The sequence below is a fragment of the Labrys sp. LIt4 genome, from assembly GCF_017813775.1.
In the GTDB taxonomy this organism is placed as follows: domain Bacteria; phylum Pseudomonadota; class Alphaproteobacteria; order Rhizobiales; family Labraceae; genus Labrys; species Labrys okinawensis_A.
The window spans coordinates 16,407-40,219 of the sequence record NZ_JAGIPY010000003.1 but is presented as its reverse complement, the minus strand read 5'-3'; the positions used below and the strand labels follow the sequence as shown (position 1 = coordinate 40,219).

Below are 23,813 nucleotides of genomic sequence, written 5' to 3'. Positions count from 1 at the left end.
CGGCTCTGCCGCAAGCCGTGAAGACCGTAAAATCCCTGGCATCGTCCAGGGATGCTCCGATATGGTCGCTCCATGCAATTTCAAACCATTTCCTCGCGCCATTTTCTCGGCGTGCAATCCTCCCTTACCGGCAAGGCCTGGCGAGAAAGGCTGGATGCACAAGGCCAGATGCAGGCTGTGACGCTCGCCCAGCGCTCCGGCCAGCCTGAGCTGCTGGCGCGCATTCTTGCCGGCAGAGGCGTCGCGGCCGAGGAGGCGGAGGCCTATCTGGCTCCTACGCTGCGCCACTACATGCCCGATCCCTCCCGCCTGACCGATATGGACAAGGCGGCGGAACGACTGGCCGATGCCGTGATGGCGCGCGAGAGCATCGCCATTTTCGGCGATTATGACGTCGACGGCGCGACCTCTGCAGCGCTGCTTGCCGGGTGGCTGCGCGAGGTCGGCGTACCGGCCCGCATCCACATTCCCGATCGCATCTATGAAGGCTACGGTCCGAATGAGGAGGCGATTCGCCTGTTGCGGGCCGAGGGCGCGAGCCTGCTGGTAACGGTGGATTGTGGCACGACGAGCGTCGATGTTCTCGGCAAGGCCACTGAACTCGGCTTCGAGACACTGGTCGTCGATCATCACCAGGCCGGCGAAGTGCTGCCGCCGGCGGTAGCGGTGGTCAACCCCAACCGTCTCGATGATCTCTCCGGTCAGGGACATCTATGTGCCTGCGGGGTCACCTTCATGCTTCTCGTCGCGGTCAGCCGAACTCTGCGACAGCGCGGTTGGTGGCGGGAACGGCCCGAGCCGGACCTGATGGCGCGCCTCGACCTCGTTGCTCTGGGAACGGTGGCGGATGTGGTGCCGCTCAAGGGGCTCAATCGGGCCTTCGTGGCGCGAGGCCTTGCCGTAATGCGCCAACGTCAGCGTGCCGGCCTGCGCGCACTGATGGATATGGCCCGTCTGGACGGGCCGCCGCGGCCTTATCATCTGGGCTTCCTGCTCGGCCCGCGCATCAATGCGGGCGGTCGCATCGGCGATGCCGCGCTCGGCGCCAGGCTGTTGATGAGCGAGGATGGCGAGGAGGCGGCTTCGATCGCCGCGACATTGGACCGGCTCAACCGGGAGCGCCAGACGGTTGAGGCCATCATGCTGGAGGAAGCGCTGGCCGAGGCCGTCGCCGCCCTCGGCATGGAGGAGACGGGCGCGACGGTGGTGACGGCGTCGCGAAATTGGCACCCCGGGGTCGTCGGTCTGGTCGCCGCTCGCCTGAAGGAGCGCTTCGGCCGGCCTGCCTTCGCGATCGCCTTCAACAAGGATGGAGTTGGCACCGGGTCCGGGCGCTCGATCGGCGGCGTGGATCTGGGCAAGGCCGTAAGGCAGGCGGTGGAGCGCGGCCTCGTCGTCAAGGGCGGCGGCCACGCCATGGCGGCAGGCATCACCTTGGGCCAGAACCAACTCGGCGCCTTCCGAGCCTATCTGGAAGCGGAACTCGCATCCGCCGTCGAGACCGCACGGGCAGATGCAGCCCTGGAGATCGACGGAGCGCTCGCAGCCGGCGGTGCGACCACCGGCCTGATCGAGATGCTCGAAAAAGCCGGCCCGTTCGGCCAGGGCAATCCTGAGCCCGTGCTGGCGCTGCCGAGCCACCAGCTCGCCTTCGTCGATACGGTTGGTGAGGCCCATTTGCGGCTTCGCCTCAAGGCGCATGACGGTGCCATGCTCGACGCCATCGCCTTCCGCTCGGTCGGGCAGCCTCTGGGCGATGGCCTCATCGGCCATCGCGGCAGGGCCCTGCATGTCGCCGGCACCTTGAGTGTCGATCGCTATGGCGGGCGCGAGCGCGTGCAGTTGCGCGTGCTCGACGCCGCGCCGGCCATGGGCTGAATGGTTTACACGGGCGGCGGGTTGCGCTCGGCGAAGCCGCGCTGGTGCCAGTAGGGATAGGGCAGGGTGACGGTACTGGCTTCGTCCAGACGGGCGATCTGCTCCGGCGTGAGCGACCAGCCTATGGCGCCGAGATTTTCGTGCAACTGCGCCTCGTCGCGCGCGCCGATGATCACGCTGGCGACGGTGGGCCGCTGCAGCAGCCAGTTCAGGGCGATCTGGGGCACGCTCTTTCCGGTTTCGCCGGCGATGGCGTCGATCGCATCGACGACGCGATAGAGCAGCTCATCGCTCACGGGCGGACCGTCGGCGGCAGTCTGGTGCAGGCGGCTGCGCTCCGGCAGCGGCGCACCCCGGCGCAGCTTTCCGGTCAGGCGCCCCCAGCCGAGCGGGCTCCACACCACGGCGCCGACCTTCTGGTCGAGGCCGAGCGGCATCAGCTCCCATTCATAGTCGCGGCCGATCAGGGAATAATAGGCCTGGTGGGCGACATAGCGCGGCAGCCCGTAACGGTCCGAGGCTGCCAGGGACTTCGCCAGATGCCAGCCGGAGAAATTGGAGACGCCGATATAGCGGATCTTTCCGGCGCGGATCAGGTCGTCGAAGGTCTGCAGCACTTCCTCCACCGGCGTGAGCGCGTCGAAGCCGTGCAGCTGGAACAGGTCGATATAGTCGGTGGCGAGCCGCTTCAACGCCTTGTCGACGGCATCGGTGAGATGGAAGCGGGAAGAGCCGACATCGTTCGGCCCCGGTCCGGAGCGGAAGGTAGCCTTGGTCGAGATAACAACCCGGTCGCGGCGGCCGGCGATCGCCTTGCCGAGAATTTCCTCGGCCAGGCCCGACGAATAAATATCGGCGCTGTCGAACATGGTGACGCCGGCATCGATGCAGATGTCGAGCAGGCGCCGGGCGCCTTCCGCATCGGTCGAACCCCAGGCCTTGAAGAAGTCACCGCCGCCGCCGAAGGTTCCGGTACCCAGGCTGAGGGCCGGCACCTTGAAGCCTGAGCCGCCTAACTGACGATATTCCATGGAGTTTCCTCTTTGCTGCGGAGAGCGGCACAACGGCCGGAAAAGACGATCAATGTCTCGCCAATAGGCAGCGCCGATGCAATCGCGCGGCTTGCCGGCAGGCACAAAGTGAGCGCAATTGTCAGAGGATATTCTGGCTGTGGTGGAACGACAATCTCAATCGAGCGCCGCTCCGGAAAAGTGATGAAACCACCAGGTCTTGTATGCGACCGCCAACATCCGACTGGCGACGAGGCCGGTCGGACGCGCCGAACTCACGGGGTGGCCGATGCTTTGAGTATCTTGGATTTGGAAGTGTTTTTATCTCGTGTTTCTAAAGCTTTGGCGCGATTTTTTATAGCGAGGTCGAAGTTGGGTTTGATGCGTATGGCCTGATTGAAATCCGCGATCGCGCTATCATAATCACCGGCGTTGAAATGGGTTATCCCTCGATCATTGTAGGCTTCGGCGTAGGTGGGATCGATATTGATCGCCAGATTGAAGTCGGCGATCGCCCGGTCGCGATTTCCCAGATCATCATAACTGGAGCCACGGTGCCGATAGGCAAGCGCATAGCTGGGCTTGATGCGAATGGCCTGGTTGAAGTCTTGGATCGCGCGGGCATGGTCACCCTTGTTGTTGTAGGTCACACCGCGATTCATGAAGGCGACCGCACTATCCGGGTCGATCCGGATAGCCTCGTCATAGTCGCGGAGGGCGCGGTCGTAATCGCCTTGCCTGTCGAACGCGATGCCCCGGTTCCGATAGGCAAGGGCATAGTTGGGCTTGATACGAATGGCCTGACTGTAATCGGCAAGTGCACGATCGCGATCGCCTTTGTCGTCATGGGCGTTGCCACGGTTGTTGAAGGCAGCGGCATAATTGGGGTCGAAGACTACGGCTTGGTCGTAATCCCGGATCGCATGCTCGTAGTCGCCCTTGTCATAGTAAGCATTGGCTCGCCCGTAATATGCCCTGGCATAATTCGGCTTGATTCGAATGGCTTGGTCGTAATCTCGCATCGCTCGGTCATAGTCGCCCTTGTCGGCGTAAGCGCCACCCCGATTGTTGAACGCGATGGCAAAATTGGGATCGAGCCGGATAGCCTGATCGTAATCCTGGATGGCGCGATCGCGGTCCCCCTTGTCGTCATAGGCGTTCCCGCGACCGTTATAGGCGATGGCGTGGTCGGGCTTGATGCGAATAGCCTGGTCATAATCCTGAATGGCACGGCTATATTCGCCCTTGTCGTAATAAGCGTTGCCGCGATTTGAGTAGGCAGTGACATATTCCGGGTCTATGCGGATGGCTTCGTCGTAATCTCGGATGGCCCGATCGTAGTCGCCCTTGTTCTTGTGGGAGACGCCGCGATTGTTGAAGGCGTAGGCATAATCCGGCTTGAAGCGGATGGCCTGATCATAGTCGCGGATGGCTCGGTCATACTCGCCCCTGTCGTCATAGATGCTGCCGCGGTTGTTGAGTGCATAGGCGTAGTCCGGCTTTATGCGAATGGCCTGATCATAATCGCGGATGGCACGGTCATATTCGCCCTTGTCGCGATAGGCGCTTCCTCGACTATTGAGGGCATAGGCGTAATCCGGTTTGAGCCGGATGGCCTCATCGAAATCCCGAATAGCTCGGTCGTGATCTCCCTTGTCGTCATAGGCTTTGCCGCGGCCATTGTAGGCGACGGCATAGTCAGGCTTGATGCGAATGGCTTGGTCGTAGTCTCGGATGGCGCGATCATACGCGCCTTTATCGTGATAAGCGCTGGCGCGGTTGTTGAAGGGAACTGCATCGTCTGGATCGAGGCTGATGGCGCGATCATAATCCGCGATAGCGCGGTCGTAGTCACCCCTGTCGGCATAGGCATTACCCCGGTTGCCAAGCGCGAGCGCATAGTTGGGGTCCAGTCGTATGGCCTGGTCAAAGTCTTGGAGCGCGCGCTCTCGATCGCCCTTGTCGCTATAGGCGTTGCCGCGATTGTTGTACGCATAGGCGTAATCGGGTTTCAGCAATATGGCCTGGTCGTAGTCCGCGATGGCACGCACCACGTCGCCCTTGCGCTGATAGGCTACGCCCCTATTGTAGAAAGCGGCTACCAGATCGGCCTGAGGCTTTCCGGCTAACGAAATTAGCCAACTGCATCCGGCAATGGTCTGGTCATTGGTGGATTTCGTATCGAAACAGAATGACTCCGCCTGCTTGGGCGAGATCTTCTTGGCTATCCCTGTTGCCGGGACTAGCGATAACAAAACCGTTATTACCCACAGTGCTGGCTTTTTATTCACCCAAGACCTCGCCCAGAGAAACCATCCTCGGCCGCAATAGAACTCATCTTAGCGATATCGAAAAGGCCCTATGTGTTCTCCGCGGAACTGTTTGCGCAGCTTTATTTTAGCCGCTCCGGCAGCGCTCGGCACCTTGGTGTGCTCTTTCCGGGCCGCAACCCTGGCAGGGAAATCTTGTCTAGGGGATAGGTAACAGCCCGCCGACGACCAACTGCCGATGGATGGCGATGATCTCGTCCTCGCCGAGGCGCCCTTTCGGATCATACCAGCCGACCACGCCGGTGAGCTGGGCGATGATCGCGAAGGTGGCAATAGTCACGTCCGGCACATTCAGCGCGCCGATCCTGGTTCCCTCTGCCAGGATCTGCTCCAGGCGCCGTTCATAATCGCGCCGCAGGCCGGTCACGACGGCACGGTTCTGCGGCTCGAGACTACGCAGCTCCGAATTGTTGACGAAGACTTCCATCCGCCGGGTCAGGTGATAGCGCAAATGGAATTCTATGAAGGTGTCCAGGCGGGCGAGGGGGCTCTCGATGCCGGCTAGCGCTGCGTCGAGAGCTTCGGTCAGCCTCGTCATGTGCTCGACCAGGAAATCGAACAGCAGGGCCTGCTTGGTGGTGATGTGGTTGTAGAGCGAGCCGGGCTGGATCCCGACGATCTGGGCGAGATCCCTCAGGCTCATCCCCTCGTAACCATGCTCGAAGATCAGGCGCAGACCGGCGGCCCGGATCGCCTCCGCGGTCTTGCTGCCATCCGATCCAGCCTTGCGCGCCATGTGAAACCGCTTGCGGAGAAACCCGCTCCCGACTATAGAAACAAACGTCCGTTCGTTTATGATCCAATCGAGGCCGCATCGCAAGCGGCTTGCAACAGGCAAGGCGGTCTGCATGCCGATCATAGGGAGTACAATCGATCGGCGGTCGGAGACGTTTCAGCGCAATCATGATGCGCTGGCAGCGCTCACCGCTGAACTGAGGGAGCGCACTCAACGCGCTGGTGGCGGCGGTTCGGCGTCCGCGCGCGAAAAGCACCTCAGGCGCGGCAAATTGCTGCCGCGTGATCGCATCGAACTGCTTCTCGACGCCGGAGCCCCTTTTCTGGAGCTTTCCCAGCTTGCCGCCTTCGGCCTCTATCGCGACGAGGTGCCGGCGGCCGGGCTGATCACCGGCATCGGCCGCATTTCGGGCCGGGAATGCATGATCGTCGCCAACGACGCCACGGTGAAGGGCGGCACCTATTTCCCGATGACGGTGAAGAAGCATCTGCGGGCGCAAGCCATCGCCGCCGAAAACCATCTGCCTTGCGTCTATCTGGTCGATTCCGGCGGAGCCTTCCTGCCCAAGCAGGATGAGGTCTTTCCGGATCGCGAGCATTTCGGCCGCATTTTCTTCAACCAGGCTCGCCTGTCGGCGGCCGGCATCCCGCAGATCGCGGTGGTGATGGGTAGCTCCACCGCAGGCGGCGCCTATGTGCCGGCCATGGCCGATCAGGTGGTGATGGTGCGCAATCAGGCCACCATATTCCTCGGCGGCCCGCCGCTGGTGAAGGCCGCCACGGGCGAGACGGTCAGCGCGGAGGTGCTGGGCGGCACCGATACGCACACCCGCACCTCAGGCGTGGCCGATTATGCCGCCGAGAACGACGCGCATGCCCTCGGCATTGCCCGGGAGATCGTCGGCAATCTCAATCGCCGCAAACATGATGCCGGTGACATCGAAGCGCCGAAGCCGCCTCTCTACGATCCCAGGGAGATCTATGGCATCGTCTCGGCCGATCCGCGCAAGCCCTATGACGTCAGGCAGATCATCGCCCGGCTGGTCGACGGTTCCGAGTTCGACGAGTTCAAGGCCGATTTCGGCAATACGCTGGTCACCGGCTTTGCCCGGATCTGGGGTTATCCTATCGGCATCATAGCCAACAACGGCATTCTCTTCTCCGAATCGGCGTTGAAGGGCGCTCATTTCATCGAGCTTGCCTGCCAGCGCGGCATTCCCTTGCTCTTCCTGCAGAACATCACAGGCTTCATGGTCGGCCGGGACTATGAAGCAGGCGGCATCGCCAAGGACGGCGCCAAGCTGGTGGCGGCGGTGGCGGCGGCGAACGTGCCGAAATTCACAGTGGTGATCGGCAACAGCTTCGGCGCCGGCAATTATGCCATGTGCGGCCGTGCCTATGATCCCCGCTTCCTGTGGATGTGGCCCAACGCCCGCATCTCCGTGATGGGGGGCGAGCAGGCCGCCAATGTTTTGGCGCAGGTGCGCCGGGATGCCGCCGGGACCGATGAGTCCAAAATCGATGCCGAGGCCGAAGAGGCCTTCAAGGCGCCGATCCGGGCTCAATATGAGGAGCAGGGCAACCCCTATTACTCGACGGCGCGGCTGTGGGACGACGGCATCATCGATCCCGCGGAAACGCGCATGGTCCTGGCGCTGGCGTTATCGGCGTCGCGCAATGCGCCAGCCAGGGAGACACGCTTCGGCGTGTTCCGGATGTGAGTTTGCGGGTGGAGCGGGACGGTTCGGTCGCGGTCCTCACGCTGGACCGTCCCGAGGTGCTGAATGCCTTCGACGAAGGTCTCATCGCCGAATTGACCAGGGCCTTTGCCGAAGCGGGTACCGACGCCGCTGTGCGGGCGGTGCTGCTGCAAGCCGAGGGCAAGGCCTTCTCGGCCGGGGCGGATCTCGCCTGGATGCGCCGCGCCGCGGATGCCTCGCCGGAGGACAATCTGGCCGATGCCCGTCAGCTTGCCGAACTGATGCGGGTGGTCGATACCTGCCCCAAGCCGACGCTCGTGAGGGTGCAGGGGGCCGCCTTCGGCGGGGCCGTGGGCCTGGTGGCCTGCTGCGACATCGCCATCGCCGTGCCGCAGGCGCGCTTCTCCCTCAGCGAGGTACGGCTTGGCCTCATCCCTGGCGCGATCAGCCCCTATGTGATCAGGGCGATCGGACAGCGCGCCGCGCGCCGCCTCTTCCTCACAGCCGAACGCTTCTCGGCCGATGAGGCGCTGAGATACGGGCTGATCCATGAAATAGCGGCACCAGAAACCCTGGACCAGGCGGTGCAACGCTGTCTCTCGGACATCCTCGCGGGTGGCCCCGAGGCCATCGCTGCCGCCAAGAAACTGGCGGTCGACATGGCCGGGCCGATCACGGCCGAGCGCATCGAGGAAAGCGCCCGGCGTATCGCCACGATCCGCAGCTCGAGCGAGGCGCGCGAGGGGCTCGCCGCCTTCTTCGCCAAGCGCAAGCCGGGATGGATGTCATGATCACTCCTCAGCCCAGACCCATTCGCGTGCTGCTGATCGCCAATCGCGGCGAGATTGCCGTGCGCATCATCCGTACCGCCCGCGCCATGGGTATCCGCACCGTCGCCGTCTATTCGGATGCCGATGCCGACAGTCTCGCCGTGTCCCTTGCCGATCGCGCATTGCGCATCGGCCCGGCGCCTTCGCGCGAGAGCTATCTGTCCATCGAGGCTCTGATTGCCGCCGCCAAGGCGAGCGGGGCAGACGCGATCCATCCCGGCTATGGCTTCCTCGCCGAGAATGCCGAGTTTGCGCGGGCCTGCGCGGCGGCTGACATAACCTTCGTCGGTCCGTCGGCAGAGACCATTCTCGCCATGGGTGACAAGGCGCAGGCGCGTTCCCGCATGGCGGCAGCCGGCGTACCGGTGCTGTCGGGCTATGAGGGAGAGGACCAGGGCGTCGATACGCTGGTCAAGGCAGCGGAGGCGATCGGCTTTCCTGTCCTGCTCAAGCCTTCGGCGGGCGGGGGCGGCAAGGGCATGCATGTGGTTGCCAGGGCGGAGGATCTCCCGGCCGCCCTGCAGGCGGCCCAGCGTGAGGCCCGCTCCTCCTTCGGTGACGATCGCATGGTGATCGAGCGCTATCTGCAGAGCGCGCGCCATGTCGAGGTGCAGGTCTTCGCCGACCACCACGGCAACACGGTGCATCTGTTCGACCGCGATTGTTCGGTGCAGCGTCGGCACCAGAAGGTGATCGAGGAAGCGCCGGCGCCGGACCTGCCGCCGGCCTTGCGCGCCGGCCTGCATCAGGCGGCGATCACCTGCGCGCGATCGGTCGATTATGTCGGCGCCGGCACCGTTGAGTTCCTGGTTGCCGACGACCATTTCTACTTCATGGAGATGAATACGAGGCTGCAGGTCGAGCATCCGGTGACGGAGGCGGTCACCGGCCTCGACCTCGTGTCCTGGCAGTTGCGTGTGGCGGGAGGGGCGCCGCTGCCGCTGGGGCAGGAGGCGATCGTCTGCACCGGACATGCGCTGGAGGCGCGCCTGTGCGCCGAGGATCCCGCCGGCGGCTTCCTGCCGAGCATCGGCAGGATCGAACATCTCGCTCTTCCCGATCGTCTTTCCGGCATCCGCGTCGACAGTGGCTTTCGCGGCGGCGACACCATTTCTATGCATTACGATTCCCTGTTGGCCAAGGTGATCGCCATGGGCGTCGACCGGCCCGAAGCCATCGTCCGGCTCGGGTCCGGGCTCGATGCCGTCGAGGTGGTCGGCCCCCATACCAATAGGGATTTCCTCGCCGCCATCATTCGCCATCCGGCTTTTGCGGAAGGCGGCGTCGATACCCGTTTCATCGAACGCCACCAGGCCGAATTGCTGGCGCCCGCGCCCCATCCCTCCGACGACGTGATCGCTGCTGCCGCCTTCTTCGCCCTGCGGGGCGTGGAGAACGAGGCTGATCGCCGCGATCCCGCCGATCCTCACTCGCCATGGGGCGACAGCAGCGGCTGGCGCCTGTCGGGGGCCGCGCGGCGCGCGGTGGAACTCGCCTGGGGCGATACGCTCATCCGAGCCGACGTGTCCTGGCGGGTAGGGGGATATGAACTGCAGCTGGCCGATCGGCTGGTGAGCGTGAGCGGCGCGGTCGCTGCGGATGGCACGGCGAGGCTGCGGGTGGGCGAGGCCGTTCTCAGTGCCCGCGCCATCCGGTCTGGAGAGACATTGACGCTGTTCGTCGACGGCCGCTCCTATGGTTTCGGGCTGCGCGATCCCCGCAAGCCGCGTGGTGTCGAAAGTGAAGGCGGCGGCCGGATCCTGTCGCCGATGCCCGGCCTCGTTCTGTCTGTGAGCGCCGTCGCTGGAGAGGCGGTCGAGAAGGGGCAGGCCCTGGTGGTGATCGAAGCCATGAAGATGGAGCATACGGTCTCGGCGCCACGCGCGGGTGTGGTCAAGATGGTCGATGTCGCCATCGGCGATCAGGTCGCTGCCGGGGCCGAACTGGTGGTGCTGGAGGTCGCGCCATGAGCCGGGCAGGTCGCGTCGAGATATTCGAGGTCGGGCCCCGCGACGGCCTCCAGAACGAAAGCAGGGTGTTGCCCGTCGAGACCCGGATCGCCATGATCCGCGACCTGGCCGCGGCCGGGCTGCGGACGGTGGAGGCCGGCAGCTTCGTCTCGCCGAGGAATCTGCCGCAGATGGCTGGGACCGCCGAAGTGCTGGCCGGGCTGTCCGGCTTGACCAGGCCGTCATTTTCCGGAGAGTCGATCTCCAGGTCGACCAGCGACGGTACACAGAGGGGCGATCTGGAGATCGACCCTCCGAATCTGATCAACTTGCCTGTGCTGGTGCCCAATGCCCGCGGCTTCGCCGATGCGCTGGCAGCGAAGGCCAGGCATATCGCCGTGTTTGCCGCCGCCTCCGAGAGCTTCAGCCGCCGCAACATCAATCGCGGCATCGAGGAGAGCCTTGCCGAATACAGGCCGATCGTGGCCGGGGCTCTGGCGGCGGGATTGAAGGTCAGGGGATATGTGAGCTGCGTGCTCGGCTGTCCCTATGAGGGACATGTGCCCGTCTCCGCCGTGGTTTCCGTGGCGACGGCGCTGGCCTCGATGGGCTGCCAGGAGATCTCTCTGGGCGACACCATCGGTGTGGGAACGCCCGATGCGGCGCGCGCGATGACGGCGGCGGTGGCCAGCGAGATCGGCATCCAGCGCGTTGCCGTGCATTTCCACGACACCTATGGCCAGGCGCTCGCCAATGTCCTGGCCTGCCTGGAACTCGGCGTCACCGTGGTGGATTCCTCCGTCGCCGGCCTTGGCGGCTGCCCCTATGCGCCGGGAGCGAGCGGAAACCTGGCGACCGAGGATCTCGTTTACATGCTCGAGGGCCTCGGCGTCGAAACCGGAGTGGATCTCGACCGGGTTGCGGCGGCGGGCAGGACTGTCTGCGCGGCGCTGGGAGCAGCCCCGCGCTCACGCACGGGCCAGGCCTTGGCGGCCAAGATAAAATAATGCGAAATATCAGGGAGAACGCTCATGTATGACGGCGGCCTGAACTTCAACCTCGGTGAGGATATCGAGGAATTGCGCCGCATGGTGCAGCGTTTCGCAGCGGAAAAGATCGCGCCGCGCGCCGCCGCCATCGATCGCGACAATGCCTTTCCGCGCGACCTGTGGCCCGAGCTGGGCGCCCTCGGCCTGCTCGGCATCACCGCCGAGCCGGAGTATGGCGGCTCGGGCATGGGCTATCTCGCTCATTGCGTCGCGATGGAGGAAATCAGCCGGGCGTCCGGTGCTGTCGGCCTCTCCTACGGCGCTCATTCCAATCTCTGCGTCAACCAGCTCACCCGCCATGCCACCCCCGAGCAGAAGCAGCGTTATTTGCCTAGGCTGATCTCGGGCGAGCATGTCGGCTCGCTCGCCATGTCGGAGGCCGGATCGGGCTCGGACGTGGTGTCGATGGCACTTCGAGCCGAAGCCCGCGACGGCGGCTATGTCCTCAACGGCACCAAGATGTGGATCACCAACGGGCCCGATGCCGATGTGCTGGTGGTCTATGCCAAGACGGACCCCGCCGCCGGGCCGAAGGGCATTTCCACCTTCATCGTCGAACGTGGTTTTGCCGGCTTTCGCACCTCGCCCAAGCTCGACAAGCTCGGCATGCGCGGCTCCAGCACCTGCGAACTGGTGTTCGAGGATTGCTTCGTGCCTGCCGCCAATCTGCTCGGCAAGGCCGGCGACGGCGTGCGTATCCTGATGTCCGGACTCGATTTCGAGCGCGTGGTGCTGGCGGGCGGTCCGCTCGGGCTGATGGCGGCGGCGCTCGACCTGGTGGTGCCCTATGTGCATGAGCGCAAGCAGTTCGGCGAGGCGATCGGCACGTTCCAGCTGATGCAGGGCAAGCTCGCCGACATGTATACGATCACCAATGCCTCGCGGGCCTATACCTACGCCGTTGCCTCGGCCTGCGACCGCGGCGAGGTCGCCCGCAAGGATGCCGCCGGCTGCATCCTCTATGCGGCCGAGAACGCCACGAAGGTTGCGCTCGAGGCCATCCAGGCCTTGGGCGGCAACGGCTACATCAACGATTTCCCGGCCGGACGCCTGCTGCGCGACGCCAAGCTCTATGAGATCGGCGCCGGCACCTCGGAGATCCGGCGCATGCTGATCGGCCGCGAGATCTTCCGCGAGACGAGCTGACATCGCAGGACACGCCGAAACGACACGACCAGACGCATTCTCATGCCAGCCGGACATTATCACGTCCTGGGAGCGCCCGTTCGATGACCAAGAAGACCACGCTCAGCCTGCACATTCCGGAAGCCCGCTTCCGGCCGGGCGACACGCCCGATTTCAGCTATCTCAAACTGCCTGGGGCCGGCAAAGCCCAACGGCCGCCGGTGACTGCCGTCGCCTCCGAGACGCGCGACCTGGCCTTCGGTCTCGTGAGGGTGCTCGACGATGAGGGCAGGGCGGTCGGCCCCTGGGACCCCAAGCTCGATGCCGACACCTTGCGCAAGGCCCTGCGCGCCATGATGCTGACGCGCTATTTCGATGACCAGATGTTCAAGGCCCAGCGCCAGGGCAAGACCTCCTTCTACATGAAATGCACGGGCGAGGAGGCGGTGGCGGTGGGCCAGGCGCTGGCCTTGGAAGCCGGCGACATGTGCTTTCCGACCTATCGCCAGCAGGGCCTCCTGGTCGCACGCGGCTGGCCGCTGATCGATATGATGTCCCAGATCTATTCAAACGCACAGGACCGGCTGAAGGGGCGGCAATTGCCGGTGCTCTATTCGGCCAAGGATGCCGGCTTCTTCTCCATCTCCGGCAATCTCGCCACCCAGGTGCCGCAGGCCGTCGGCTGGGCCATGGCCTCTGCCTATAAGCGCGACCGGCGCATTGCCGCGGCCTGGATCGGCGATGGCTCCTCGGCCGAAGGCGATTTCCACCACGGCATGGTGTTCGCCTCCGTCTATCACGCGCCGGTGCTGATCAATCTCGTCAACAATCAATGGGCGATCTCATCCAGCCAGGGCGTTGCCGGCGGCGAGGAGGCAACCTTCGCCTCGCGCGCCATCGGTTTCGGCATGCCAGGCATCAGGGTCGATGGCAACGATCTGCTCGCGGTGTATGCCGTGACGCGCTGGGCTGCCGAGCGGGCGCGTTCCAATCATGGCCCCACCCTGATCGAGCTCTTCACCTACCGCGTCGCCGCCCATTCCACCAGCGACGACCCTGGCCGCTATCGCCCCGGCGATGAGGAGAAGTACTGGCCCTTCGGCGATCCGGTCGAGCGTCTGAAGCGCCATCTCATCCGCGTGGGCGAATGGAGCGAAGAGCGGCATCAGGCGCAGGCCAAGGAATTGCAGGCCGAGGTCAAGGCCGCCAATATCGAGGCCCAGCGCCATGGTATTCTCAGCGACGGGCCGCATCACGGCAACGAGACCATGTTCGAGGATGTGTTCAAGGAGATGCCCTGGCATCTCAAGGAGCAACTGGCCGAACTCACCCGCTTCGAGGCCACCAAGGAAGCCGCCAATAAGAAGGAGGGGGAATGATGCCGGCCATGAACATGGTGCAGGCCCTCAACTCGGCCATGGACGTCCTGCTCAAGAACGATCCCAACGTGCTGGTTTTCGGCGAGGATGTCGGCTTCTTCGGCGGCGTGTTCCGCTGCACCGACGGTTTGCAGCAGCGTTACAGTTCCCAGCGCGTCTTCGATGCCCCGATCGCCGAAGGCGGCCTGATCGCCATCGCCATCGGCATGGGGGCCTATGGTCTCCGGCCGATCGTCGAGTGCCAGTTCGCCGATTACATCTATCCCGGCTTCGACCAGATCGTCTCGGAAGCGGCGCGCCTGCGCTATCGCTCGGGTGGAGAGTTCACCTCGCCGATCACCATCCGCTCGCCTTATGGCGGCGGCATTTTCGGGGGGCAGACCCATAGCCAGAGCCCGGAAGGCCTGTTCAGCCATGTCTGCGGCATCAAGACGGTGATCCCCTCCAACCCCTATGACGCCAAGGGCCTCCTGATCAGCGCGGTCGAGGATGACGACCCCGTATTGTTCTTCGAGCCCAAGCGTCTCTACAATGGTCCCTTTGACGGCCATCACGACCGCCCTTTGAAACCCTGGACCGACCAGGTCGGGGCCGATGTGCCGGCGGGACATTACAAGGTGCCGCTCGGCAAGGCCGCGATCATCAGGGAGGGCAGCGACCTCACCATCCTCGCCTATGGCACCATGGTGCACGTGGCGCTCACGGCGACGCAGGAGACGGAGATCGATGCCGAGATCATCGATCTCAGAACGATCCTGCCTGTCGATATCGAGACGATCGAGGAATCGGTGAAGAAGACGGGCCGCTGCCTGATCGTGCATGAGGCCACGCGCACGGGCGGCTTCGGCGCCGAATTGTCGGCCCTGGTGCAGGAGCGCTGCTTCCACCATCTGGAAGCCCCGATCGAGCGCGTCACCGGCTGGGATACGCCTTATCCCCATACCTTCGAATGGCAATATTTCCCCGGACCGAGGCGGGTGGGGGAAGGCATGCGCAAAGTGATGGCTGGCTGAGCGGAAGGCTTGGACTTTACGCTCCCCTCGATGGGGAGGGTAAGAATCTATACCCCTGCGCTTGAAATGACGCGGGCAGGTTGAGCGGGAGACGATCATGAGCAATTTCGTGTTCAAACTGCCGGATGTCGGCGAAGGCGTCGCCCAGGCCGAGATCGTCGCCTGGCATGCGGAGATCGGCCAGGAGATCCAGGAGGACGATCCCCTGGTCGATGTGATGACCGACAAGGCGACGGTGGAGATCACCTCGCCCGTCTCCGGGCGCATCCTCTCGCGCCATGCCGAGGTCGGCGTAATGGCCTCGATCGGCAGTGAATTGGTGGTGATCGAGACCGGCGGCAAGGCCGAAACTCCCATAGCCGGGCCAGCGCCCGCCCCGGCGCCAACGTCTGCCAAGCCTGCCAAGGCGCCGGCCAAAGCCGCTTCGGCTCCGGCCCCGGCACAGGCCGCTGCGACTGCCGCCGTACCGCCATCTCCGGCGGCCCCGGCAGGCTCAGGCAAGGTTCTGGCCGCCCCGGCCGTACGTTCCCGCATGGCCGCCCTCGGGCTGGACGGCAGCAAGATCCGCGGCAGCGGGCCCGACGGGCGGATAGAGCATGGCGATCTCGACGAGTATCTGACGCGCAGCCAGCCCCAACTCCAGGCTGAGCCCTCGCCTCCGCCCGCCCGCCCGCCGGTGCCGCCGCCACCCACGCTCGGCGATGACGGCATCGAGGACATCAAGGTGATCGGCCTGCGCCGCCAGATTGCCGAGCGCATGCTGGAAGCCAAGCGCAGCGTGCCGCATTTCACCTACGTCGAGGAGATCGACGTCACCGCCCTCGAAGCGGTGCGCGCCGAGATCAACACCGCGGCCGTCGGCTGGCCGAAGCTGACGCTGCTGCCCTTCCTGATCAAGGCGATGGTGCGCGGCATTGCCCAGCACCCCATCGTCAATGCCCGCTACGATGCCGAGGCGGCCGTCATCCACCGCTACAATGCCGTGCATATCGGCGTGGCGACGCAGACGCCCCGCGGACTGGTCGTCCCGGTGATCCGCCATGCCGAAGCGTTGACGCTGCATCAGCTCGCCGCCGAGATCGCCAGGCTCAGCGAACTCGCCAGGGCCGGCAAGGCGAGCCGCGAGGTGCTGACCGGCTCGACCATCACCGTCTCAAGCCTGGGCGCGCTCGGCGGCATCGCGGCGACGCCGATCATCAATCCACCGGAGGTCGCCATTGTCGGCGTCAACAAGATCGTCGAACGGCCGGCGGTGAAGGATGGCCAGATCGTCGTCGCCAAACTGATGAACCTGTCTTCCTCCTTCGATCACCGCATCGTCGACGGCTTCGATGCCGCTGCCTTCATCAAGACGGTGAAGGGAGAATTGGAGGCGCCGGTTCGGCTGATGGTATAACGCCTTCCCGGTGCGGGTTCGAGGATGCCGGCCCATCCGACATCCGATCAGAACAGCGATTGCAGCCAGTTGAGTCCCAGCGCACCGGGCGCGAGCACGCCGAAGGCCCAGATCACGGCCGAGGCGGCGTTCACGAGCTGAAAGGCGAGGGCCGGCATCTGGCAGATGCCGGCTACCAGCGGCACCGAGGCCCTGAGCGGTCCGAGGAAACGGCCGAAGAAGACGCCGAGCGCACCCCATCTCTCAAAGAAGCGATGGCCCCGCGGCAAGAGATTCGGGTAGCGCGACAGCGGCCAATAATGGGCAACGCGATGCTCGAGCTTCAGGCCGATCCAATAGGACAGCCAATCCCCCAGAAAGGCCCCCAGCGCCGCCGCGGCCCAGAACGGCCAAAGCGACATGCCGCTTTCGCCGATCAGGAAGCCGATACCGAGCAGAATGACGGTCGCTGGCACCAGCAGCGAGACGAAGGCGAGCGATTCCCCGAAGGCCAGCAGCAGCACGACGAGGGTACCCCAGGCTTCCTGCGCGCGAACGAATGCGACGACGGACTGGGTGATATCGGCGATTGTCATGGGAAATATGTGGGAACCAGAGCATCGAACTAGCGGGGGTCATCCGGCTGATATCGATGCTTGGGTTCGAAAATGTGGCGCGCCCTAGGGGAATCGAACCCCTCTCTCCACCGTGAAAGGGTGGCGTCCTGACCGATAGACGAAGGGCGCGGCGGGGCGGACATATAGAGGGGGGAATCGCAGGCGGCAAGAGGAATATGCCGCCTTTGTGAAATTAGTTGCGTGAGGCGCTTTTGGTGCCGTTTTTGGAGCCAAAAGCGCCGTTTCACCAAACGCCGGTGTTCGCCATCGAAGCCCAGGGCTCGGCCGGGGGCAGAGAATCGCCCTTTTGCAGGATCTCGATGGAGATCAGGTCCGGGGAGCGCACGAAGGCCATGTGACCGTCTCGCGGCGGGCGGTTGATGGTGACGCCGGCCTGCTGCAGCTTGGCGCAGAAGGCGTAGATGTCGTCGACCTCATAGGCGAGATGGCCGAAATTACGGGCGCTGCCGTAGTCTTCCGTATCCCAGTTATAGGTCAGCTCGAGGGCAGGAGCCTTGCCGGCCTTGAAGGCTTCGAGATCCTCGGGAGCGACCAGGAAGACCAGGGTGAAGCGACCCTTTTCGTTTTCATAGCGACGGGCCTCGACCAAGCCGAAGATGTCGACATAGAATTTGAGCGAGGCATCGAGGTCGCGAACGCGAACCATGGTGTGCAGATATTTCATTGGATCCTCATCGCAATTGGAGAAGTTAGGCCTAATGCCGATTGCCGCCGCCGACAAGGATGCCATGCACCGCGAGAAACTTCTTCGCTTCGCCGAGATGCTGAAAGCCGGCGATCGCGTCGTCGCCTTCACCGGTGCCGGACTGTCGACGGAGGCCGGTATCCCCGATTTCCGCTCGCCCGGCGGACGCTGGAGCCGGATGAAGCCGATTTCTTTCGAAGCGTTCTTGGCCGACGACGAGGCCCGGCGCGAGAGCTGGCGCCGGCGCTTCGACATGGATGACGAGATCCGCCTGGCCCGGCCGACACGGGGGCATCTGGCGATCGCCTCCTGGGTGCGGGCAGGCAAATGTCCGGCGGTGATCACGCAGAATATCGACAATCTGCATCAAGCTTCCGGCATTCCTGCCGACGCCGTGGTGGAAGTACATGGCAATACCACCTATGCGACGTGTCTCGACTGCGCCAGGCGCTATGAGATCGCTGCCCTGCGGGAGCCGTTCCTGGCGAGCGGGAAGGCGCCGTGCTGCGACGATTGCGGCGGTTTCATCAAGACGGCGACGATTTCCTTTGGGCAGCCCATGCCGGAGACTGCGATGCGGCGCGCCACCGAACTTGCCAAGACTTGCGATCTTTTCGTGGTGGTCGGCTCGTCCCTGGTCGTCTATCCGGCCGCCGATCTGCCGCGCCTTGCCCATCGCCAGGGCGCTCGCGTGGTCATCGTCAACCGGGAGGAGACGCCGGGGGATGCCTATGCGGAGCTGTTGCTGAGGGGAGAGATCGGCGATCTGCTGGCGGATTTCGTCCTGTAAATATGGCCCGATTATCGAGAGTTCGTCGATTTTAGGGACGTTTTGCGATTGTATGAAGATGAGGCACAAAAATGTTAATTCGGGCTTTCCGTTGAGCCAGGGGGTGTTATCGTAGCAGCGTCAAGAATCGTGCGGCGGCCCAGTCCGTGGGCAATGTGTTGGATGGCGTAGATGGGTACGAACGATTTTGAAGCGAGGTTCGAGCCAGTTCGCGACTCCGGGGGACATCCGGACGAGAGGCCGGCAGGCCTGCTGGAGGTCGCCGGCACCATCAAGTGGTTTGATATTGCCAAGGGCTATGGGTTCATCGTTCCGGACAATGGCGGACAGGATATCCTGCTTCATGTCAGTGTCTTGCGCCGGGACGGATACCAGGCAGCCTTCGAGGGCTCGCGTGTCGTCGTCGAGGCGACGCAGCGCGCCAAAGGCCTCCAGGTATTCCGCATCCTGTCCATGGATGAGTCGACCGCCGTCCATCCCGCCCAGTTGCCGCCGGCGCGCACCCATGTGCAGGTGACCCCGACGGGTGGTTTCGAGCCGACCACGGTGAAATGGTTCAATCGCCTGCGCGGTTTCGGCTTCGTCTCCAGGGGCGACGGCACCCCGGATATTTTTGTCCATATGGAGACACTCAGGCGCTTCGGCATCATGGACCTGAAGCCGGGGCAGATCCTGATGGTGCGCTTCGGTACCGGGCCAAAGGGGCTGATGGCTGCCGAGCTCAAGCTCGCCGATGGGCCCTCAGGGCCGCAATCGCATTGATACGAATGCGTAAGAGCTCTTTTCTTTCAATAATTTACGCCACTATCCTCGCTCTGTTCATGAGTATTGGAGGCGTTGCGGCCTTGCGTGCAGAGGATGGCGTGTTCGAGCCATTGTCGATCGCGACCGCAGGCGGCAAGCACGACTTCCAGGTCGAGGTCATGCGCAGCGAGGACGAGCAGCGGCGCGGCATGATGTTCCGGCGCAGCCTGGATGCGGACAAGGGCATGCTCTTTCCGTTTCCGGCCGAACGCATCGCTTCGTTCTGGATGGAGAACACCTATGTCTCGCTCGACATGATCTTCATCCGCAGCGACGGTACGATCCAGCGGATCGAAAAGCGGGCCGAGCCCCTGTCGACGCGTACCATCATGTCCGGCGCGCCGGTGCTTGCCGTTTTGGAGGTGGTGGCCGGAACGGCGGACAAGTTGGGCATCAAGCCCGGCGACAAGGTGAGCTACCCGATCTTCAAGCCTTGACGACCCGATCTGGGCGAACAACTTTTTGAAATCGGGGTCCCCAGACCCTTGCGGTTCTCTGCGAGGCCCCTTAGTAAGCTCACATTCGTCCTGAACGGGGTATGGCGCAGCCTGGTAGCGCGATAGTTTTGGGTACTATAGGTCGCAGGTTCGAATCCTGCTGCCCCGACCAGCGACGGATGAGACGAAAGGCGGACGGCGAACGATGACAGCGAGAATCTACAAGCCGGCACGTACGGCCATGCAGTCCGGTTCGGCGAAGACCAAGGACTGGCTCCTGGAGTTTGAGCCTGAGGAGCCGCGCTCGGTCGAGCCGCTGATGGGCTGGACGTCCTCGGGCGACATGAAGCAGCAGGTCAAGCTGCGTTTCGCGACTAAGGAAGAGGCCATCGCCTACGCCACCCGCAACGGCATCGCCTATCAGCTCTTCGAGCCGCAGGAAGCGACGACGAAAATCGTGTCCTACTCGGACAACTTCAAGGTATCGCGCATCGGTCAGTGGACCCATTGAGCGATTGCGCCTGGCTTTGGACTGGCCCCATAGCTCAGCTGGATAGAGCGAGCGCCTTCTAAGCGCTAGGTCGCAGGTTCGAGCCCTGCTGGGGTCGCCATCCCGCCGGACGGTTCGGCCATTTGCCAGAGCATCGTGCGGAGCGGCGGTCTTCCTTCCTCGTCACGAACCGGCGGGACCGGTGGAGGTTAGCATGGCCGCCTTATCCGAAGCACCAGCCGCCGTTCGTGGGCCGGGCCGTATGCTCGATCGGCTGGCGGGTTCCAATCTGCTGGCGCTTGCAACGCTCCTGCTGATAGCCATCCTGGCGCTGGCCCCCGGCTTCACCGGCTTGCCGCCCATGGATCGGGACGAGCCGCGCTTCGCCCAGGCCTCCAAGCAGATGCTGGAGAGCGGCGATTTCGTCAATATCCGCTTCCAAGAGGAGGCCCGGCTCAAGAAACCGGTCGGCATTTACTGGCTCCAGACGGCTGCCGTCAGTCTCGGGGAGAGCCTTGGGGTTCCTGAAGCGCGCACCACGATCTGGCTCTATCGCATTCCCTCGCTGATCGCCGCGATCGGTGCGGTGCTGCTGACCTGGTGGACCGCCATTCCGCTCGTGGGCCGCCGCGCAGCCCTGCTGGCGGGCCTGATGATGGCCGGTTGCCTGCTGCTTGGCGTCGAAGCGCGCCTGGCGAAGACGGATGCGACCCAGCTTCTGACGGTGATGGCGATGGTGGGCGTGCTCGCCCGCTTTTTCATGACCTCCCAGCGTGGTGAACCCTTGCCGGAGGGCCTGGGCCTGCCGGCTGTGTTCTGGCTCGGCATGGCGGCATCCATTCTGATCAAGGGGCCGATCGGCACCCTTCTGGTCGGCCTGACCATTGCCGCTACGGTGGCTGCCACGCGTGACTGGCGCTGGCTCGGACAACTGCGCTGGCTTTGGGGGATCCTGTTCACCCTGGTTCTGGTATCCCCCTGGTTCATCGCCATCATGATCCAGACCAAGGGCGCCTTCCTGCAGGAATCTGTCGGCAAGGACATGCTGAACAAGGTGGCTGGCGCCCAGGAATCGCATGGCGGCTGGCCGGGCACCTATCTCGCCGTCTTCTGGGGAACGTTCTGGCCCTTCGCGCCGCTGGCCGCGCTGGCCGGGCCATGGGCTTGGCGGCAGCGCCGAACCGCGTCGGTGATTTTCCTGCTCGCCTGGCTGGTGCCTTTCTGGCTCGTCTTCGAGTTCTTCCCAACCAAGCTGCCGCATTACGTCCTGCCGGTCTATCCGGCGATCGCCATCCTGATCGCCGCCGCTGTTTGCGACGACGGGCTCTCCCGAAGCCTGTGGGCCCGCATCGTGGCGGGCCTCGTCCCCTTGCTGGCCTTGGTGCTCGCCGTCGTCGCGATCGGCGCAGTGTGGTTCTATCAGAGGGAAATCGCCTGGCTGACGCTGCCCTTCGCCGTCGTGGCCGTGGCGACGGCATGGCTGGCCTGGCAGCGGCTGGGTGAGGATAAGGGCGTCGAGGCCATTCTGGCCTGCCTCGCCACCAGCCTGTTGCTCTATTGGGGCATCTATGCCGGCGCCATTCCCAAGCTGCAGGCCATGGCCATCAGTCCGCGCCTGGCTGCGGCGGCGCAGACGACGCAATGCCCTGATATCGCAGCCGCGAGCGTCGGTTTTCGCGAGCCCAGCCTGGTCTTCCTGGCCGGGACGGATCTGGATATGCCCAGCGCGGAAGGCGCGGCGGATTTCCTGGGACAGGGCACCTGCCGCGCTGCTTTCGTCGACAAGCGCTTCGAGCCGGCTTTTCTGGCCCGCCTCGCCGCGAATGGCACCAAGGCCGACCTGGTTTCCAGGGTTGCGGGGATCAACATCAACGGCGGCAAGAAGCTGGATATCGGCGTCTATCGCAGTCCATGACGTTGCCCTAGGCTTCGCCCCTGTCGGGCTTGAAGGCGATGCCCTTTTGCACGGCCGTCCTGCCGAATTTCGCGCGGACGGCGTCGATGGCATCCTCGGTTGCGACCAGCCGTTTGGCATGGGGATCGGCGAGATCGCCGTGATCGGCGTCGGCCATGTCGGTGAGGCCGGTGACGCCGATGCCGATTAGGCGATATTGGGTACCGTCGGTCTCCTTCGACAACAGCTTCTTGCCGGTTTCGAAGATGCGCGTCGCCAGGCGTGTCGGTTCATGCAGGCTCTGGGCGCGGGTGCGGATACGAAAGTCGGCCGATTTCAGCTTCAGCGTCACGGTCGAGCCGGCAATGGCGGATTTCTTCAGGCGCGAAGAAACCTTTTCCGACAGGCGCCAGAGAATCGGAAGTAGGGCTTCGCCGCTGGCCAGATCATGTTCGAAGGTCGTTTCGGCCGAGACGGATTTGCGGTCGCCCTCCGGATCGACCTTGCGGGTATCGCGGCCGAAGGCGAGGCGGGCAAGCCGCTGGCCTTCGACGCCGTAGCGCCGCATCAGGGTCAGCTCTCCGGCTTTCTGCAGATCGGCGATGGTGCGAAGCCCGTCCTTTTCGTAGCGAGCCGCGCCGGCCTTGCCGACGCCCCAGATGAAGGAGATCGGGCGCGGGGCGAGAAAGTCCGGCGCCTCCTCCGGCGAGAGCACGGCAAAGCCGCGGGGTTTTTCCAGATCCGAAGCCGTCTTGGCCAGGAATTTGTTGGCCGAGAGCCCGATGGATACGGTGATCCTCAGCTCCTTCTCCACCTGGTTGGCAAAGCGCAGCAATGTGCACGCAGGGCTAGCATGGTGCAGGCGGTCGGTGCCGCTGAGGTCGAGGAAGGCCTCGTCGATCGAAAGCGGTTCGACCAGCGGCGTGAGAGCCAGCATCATGTCGCGAACCTGTCGGCCGACCTCGACATATTTCTCCATATTGGGCCTGACGACCACCGCATCCGGGCAGAGCTTCAGTGCCTGGAACATCGGCATGGCGGATCTGACGCCGAAGGTGCGGGCGATGTAGCAGGCGGTCGAGACCACGCCGCGCTTGGCACCGCCGACGATCACCGGCCTGTCAGCCAGGGACGGATCGTCGCGCTTCTCGATCGTAGCGTAGAAGGCGTCGCAGTCGACATGGGCGATGGCGAGGCGCTCGAGCTGCGCATGCCTGATGATGCGAGGCGAGCGGCAGGCAGGGCAGCGATCCGCCTCGCCTGCTTCGCCAAGACAATCCCGGCAGAGCGCGCTCATCAGTCCCAACGAATGCCGAGCTGGAACGCCGCCCGTTGCAAGTCCTCGGGCGAGAGGCCATTTTCCGTTGCAAAGCTTGCCGCACTCTCTTCATCGGAGAGAACGTGCTGCAATACCGAGGCGAAAAATCCAGGCTTGGCAGCGGCGCTGCGAATTTCGTCGGGCGACAGGCCGGTCGCCATGAAGAAACCATTGAGTCGATCTTCATCGGCGGCAATGAAGCCGAGAGCCGCCGTCGCGATTTCTTCGGCGCGTTGCTTTTGGGCTGCCTGCCCGGCGGTCTGCCTGAACATTCGATTTCCCGTTTGGTAAGGACTGACTGCTAACAACGTGCTTATAGGCGGGCGTGGTTGAAAACAGATTCGCAGCCCCGATATCCGCGGTTCATTCTAGAGCAAAGTGCGT

The 23,813-nt window shown here is 64.0% G+C and carries 21 protein-coding genes and 3 tRNA genes; 16 read left to right on the top strand and 8 right to left on the bottom strand.

Annotated elements, in window-relative coordinates; all coding sequences use genetic code 11:
* Window positions 1-72 precede the first annotated feature (72 nt).
* On the top strand, window positions 73-1,878 hold the full coding sequence (recJ, locus tag J8I29_RS06105) for a single-stranded-DNA-specific exonuclease RecJ (RefSeq protein WP_209430979.1): 1,806 nt from the start codon (window positions 73-75) through the stop codon (window positions 1,876-1,878).
* Window positions 1,879-1,883: 5 nt separating this feature from the next.
* Here the strand turns inward: recJ and J8I29_RS06100 are convergent, their stop codons facing one another.
* The 3 genes from J8I29_RS06100 to J8I29_RS06090 form a co-directional block, all read right to left on the bottom strand.
* Window positions 1,884-2,909 (bottom strand): aldo/keto reductase, encoded by a 1,026-nt coding sequence (locus J8I29_RS06100; RefSeq protein WP_209430978.1) that lies wholly within the window; start codon window positions 2,907-2,909, stop codon window positions 1,884-1,886.
* Window positions 2,910-3,163: 254 nt separating this feature from the next.
* Window positions 3,164-5,179, bottom strand: a complete 2,016-nt coding sequence (locus J8I29_RS06095; protein WP_209430977.1) for a tetratricopeptide repeat protein — start codon at window positions 5,177-5,179, stop codon at window positions 3,164-3,166.
* 178 nt (window positions 5,180-5,357) lie between these two features.
* On the bottom strand, window positions 5,358-5,954 hold the full coding sequence (locus J8I29_RS06090; protein WP_209430976.1) for a TetR/AcrR family transcriptional regulator: 597 nt from the start codon (window positions 5,952-5,954) through the stop codon (window positions 5,358-5,360).
* A gap of 112 nt (window positions 5,955-6,066) precedes the next feature.
* Between J8I29_RS06090 and J8I29_RS06085 the strand changes: the two genes are divergently transcribed.
* The 8 genes from J8I29_RS06085 (at window position 6,067) to J8I29_RS06050 (ending at window position 16,394) form a co-directional block, all read left to right on the top strand.
* Complete coding sequence (locus J8I29_RS06085; RefSeq protein WP_209430975.1) at window positions 6,067-7,674, top strand: carboxyl transferase domain-containing protein; 1,608 nt, start codon at window positions 6,067-6,069, stop codon at window positions 7,672-7,674.
* An 8-nt stretch (window positions 7,675-7,682) separates the two neighbouring features.
* On the top strand, window positions 7,683-8,444 hold the full coding sequence (locus tag J8I29_RS06080) for an enoyl-CoA hydratase-related protein (RefSeq protein ID WP_245443556.1): 762 nt from the start codon (window positions 7,683-7,685) through the stop codon (window positions 8,442-8,444).
* A complete protein-coding gene (locus tag J8I29_RS06075; protein WP_245196732.1) occupies window positions 8,441-10,453 on the top strand; it encodes a biotin carboxylase N-terminal domain-containing protein in 2,013 nt (670 codons plus the stop codon). The genes J8I29_RS06080 and J8I29_RS06075 overlap by 4 nt, the downstream gene beginning before the upstream one ends.
* Entirely contained in the window at window positions 10,450-11,439 is a 990-nt protein-coding gene (locus J8I29_RS06070; protein WP_209430974.1) for a hydroxymethylglutaryl-CoA lyase, read from the top strand. Before J8I29_RS06075 ends, J8I29_RS06070 begins: the two co-directional genes overlap by 4 nt.
* A 24-nt stretch (window positions 11,440-11,463) precedes the next feature.
* A complete protein-coding gene (locus tag J8I29_RS06065) occupies window positions 11,464-12,627 on the top strand; it encodes an isovaleryl-CoA dehydrogenase (protein ID WP_209430973.1) in 1,164 nt (387 codons plus the stop codon).
* A gap of 83 nt (window positions 12,628-12,710) precedes the next feature.
* Window positions 12,711-13,985, top strand: coding sequence for a thiamine pyrophosphate-dependent enzyme (locus tag J8I29_RS06060; protein ID WP_209430972.1), 1,275 nt, complete (start codon window positions 12,711-12,713; stop codon window positions 13,983-13,985).
* Window positions 13,985-14,998, top strand: coding sequence for an alpha-ketoacid dehydrogenase subunit beta (locus tag J8I29_RS06055; protein WP_209430971.1), 1,014 nt, complete (start codon window positions 13,985-13,987; stop codon window positions 14,996-14,998). The genes J8I29_RS06060 and J8I29_RS06055 overlap by 1 nt, the downstream gene beginning before the upstream one ends.
* A 97-nt stretch (window positions 14,999-15,095) precedes the next feature.
* Complete coding sequence (locus tag J8I29_RS06050; protein ID WP_209430970.1) at window positions 15,096-16,394, top strand: dihydrolipoamide acetyltransferase family protein; 1,299 nt, start codon at window positions 15,096-15,098, stop codon at window positions 16,392-16,394.
* A 47-nt stretch (window positions 16,395-16,441) separates the two neighbouring features.
* Here J8I29_RS06050 and J8I29_RS06045 read toward each other — a convergent pair whose 3' ends face one another.
* The 3 genes from J8I29_RS06045 to J8I29_RS06035 all read right to left on the bottom strand — a co-directional run bounded on the left by J8I29_RS06045 (window position 16,442) and on the right by J8I29_RS06035 (window position 17,675).
* Window positions 16,442-16,969 (bottom strand): DedA family protein, encoded by a 528-nt coding sequence (locus tag J8I29_RS06045; RefSeq protein ID WP_209430969.1) that lies wholly within the window; start codon window positions 16,967-16,969, stop codon window positions 16,442-16,444.
* Between the two features lie 75 nt (window positions 16,970-17,044).
* Window positions 17,045-17,119, bottom strand: a tRNA-Glu gene (locus tag J8I29_RS06040).
* Window positions 17,120-17,234: 115 nt separating this feature from the next.
* Entirely contained in the window at window positions 17,235-17,675 is a 441-nt protein-coding gene (locus J8I29_RS06035; protein ID WP_105864581.1) for a VOC family protein, read from the bottom strand.
* A gap of 34 nt (window positions 17,676-17,709) precedes the next feature.
* On the opposite strand from J8I29_RS06035, the gene J8I29_RS06030 reads away from it, so the two are divergent.
* From J8I29_RS06030 to J8I29_RS06000, 7 genes are all read left to right on the top strand, one after another.
* The gene (locus tag J8I29_RS06030; protein ID WP_245196731.1) at window positions 17,710-18,486 is read left to right on the top strand and encodes a Sir2 family NAD-dependent protein deacetylase; all 777 of its coding nucleotides are present in this window, start codon (window positions 17,710-17,712) and stop codon (window positions 18,484-18,486) included.
* A 171-nt stretch (window positions 18,487-18,657) separates the two neighbouring features.
* The gene (locus J8I29_RS06025; RefSeq protein WP_105864580.1) at window positions 18,658-19,248 is read left to right on the top strand and encodes a cold-shock protein; all 591 of its coding nucleotides are present in this window, start codon (window positions 18,658-18,660) and stop codon (window positions 19,246-19,248) included.
* An 83-nt stretch (window positions 19,249-19,331) separates the two neighbouring features.
* Complete coding sequence (locus tag J8I29_RS06020) at window positions 19,332-19,727, top strand: DUF192 domain-containing protein (RefSeq protein ID WP_342588432.1); 396 nt, start codon at window positions 19,332-19,334, stop codon at window positions 19,725-19,727.
* 95 nt (window positions 19,728-19,822) lie between these two features.
* Window positions 19,823-19,899 (top strand) — tRNA-Pro (locus J8I29_RS06015).
* Between the two features lie 33 nt (window positions 19,900-19,932).
* On the top strand, window positions 19,933-20,238 hold the full coding sequence (locus J8I29_RS06010) for an ETC complex I subunit (RefSeq protein WP_105864578.1): 306 nt from the start codon (window positions 19,933-19,935) through the stop codon (window positions 20,236-20,238).
* 23 nt (window positions 20,239-20,261) lie between these two features.
* Window positions 20,262-20,338 (top strand) — tRNA-Arg (locus J8I29_RS06005).
* 93 nt (window positions 20,339-20,431) lie between these two features.
* A complete protein-coding gene (locus J8I29_RS06000) occupies window positions 20,432-22,132 on the top strand; it encodes a glycosyltransferase family 39 protein (protein WP_209430967.1) in 1,701 nt (566 codons plus the stop codon).
* A gap of 7 nt (window positions 22,133-22,139) precedes the next feature.
* Here J8I29_RS06000 and J8I29_RS05995 read toward each other — a convergent pair whose 3' ends face one another.
* Together J8I29_RS05995 and J8I29_RS05990 are read right to left on the bottom strand one after the other, a co-directional pair.
* A complete protein-coding gene (locus tag J8I29_RS05995; RefSeq protein WP_209430966.1) occupies window positions 22,140-23,408 on the bottom strand; it encodes a DNA polymerase IV in 1,269 nt (422 codons plus the stop codon).
* Window positions 23,408-23,701 carry a DUF3572 domain-containing protein gene (locus J8I29_RS05990; RefSeq protein WP_105864575.1) on the bottom strand — a complete coding sequence of 98 codons (294 nt, stop codon included), beginning with the start codon at window positions 23,699-23,701 and terminating at the stop codon, window positions 23,408-23,410. Before J8I29_RS05990 ends, J8I29_RS05995 begins: the two co-directional genes overlap by 1 nt.
* Between the last annotated feature and the right edge of the window lie 112 nt (window positions 23,702-23,813).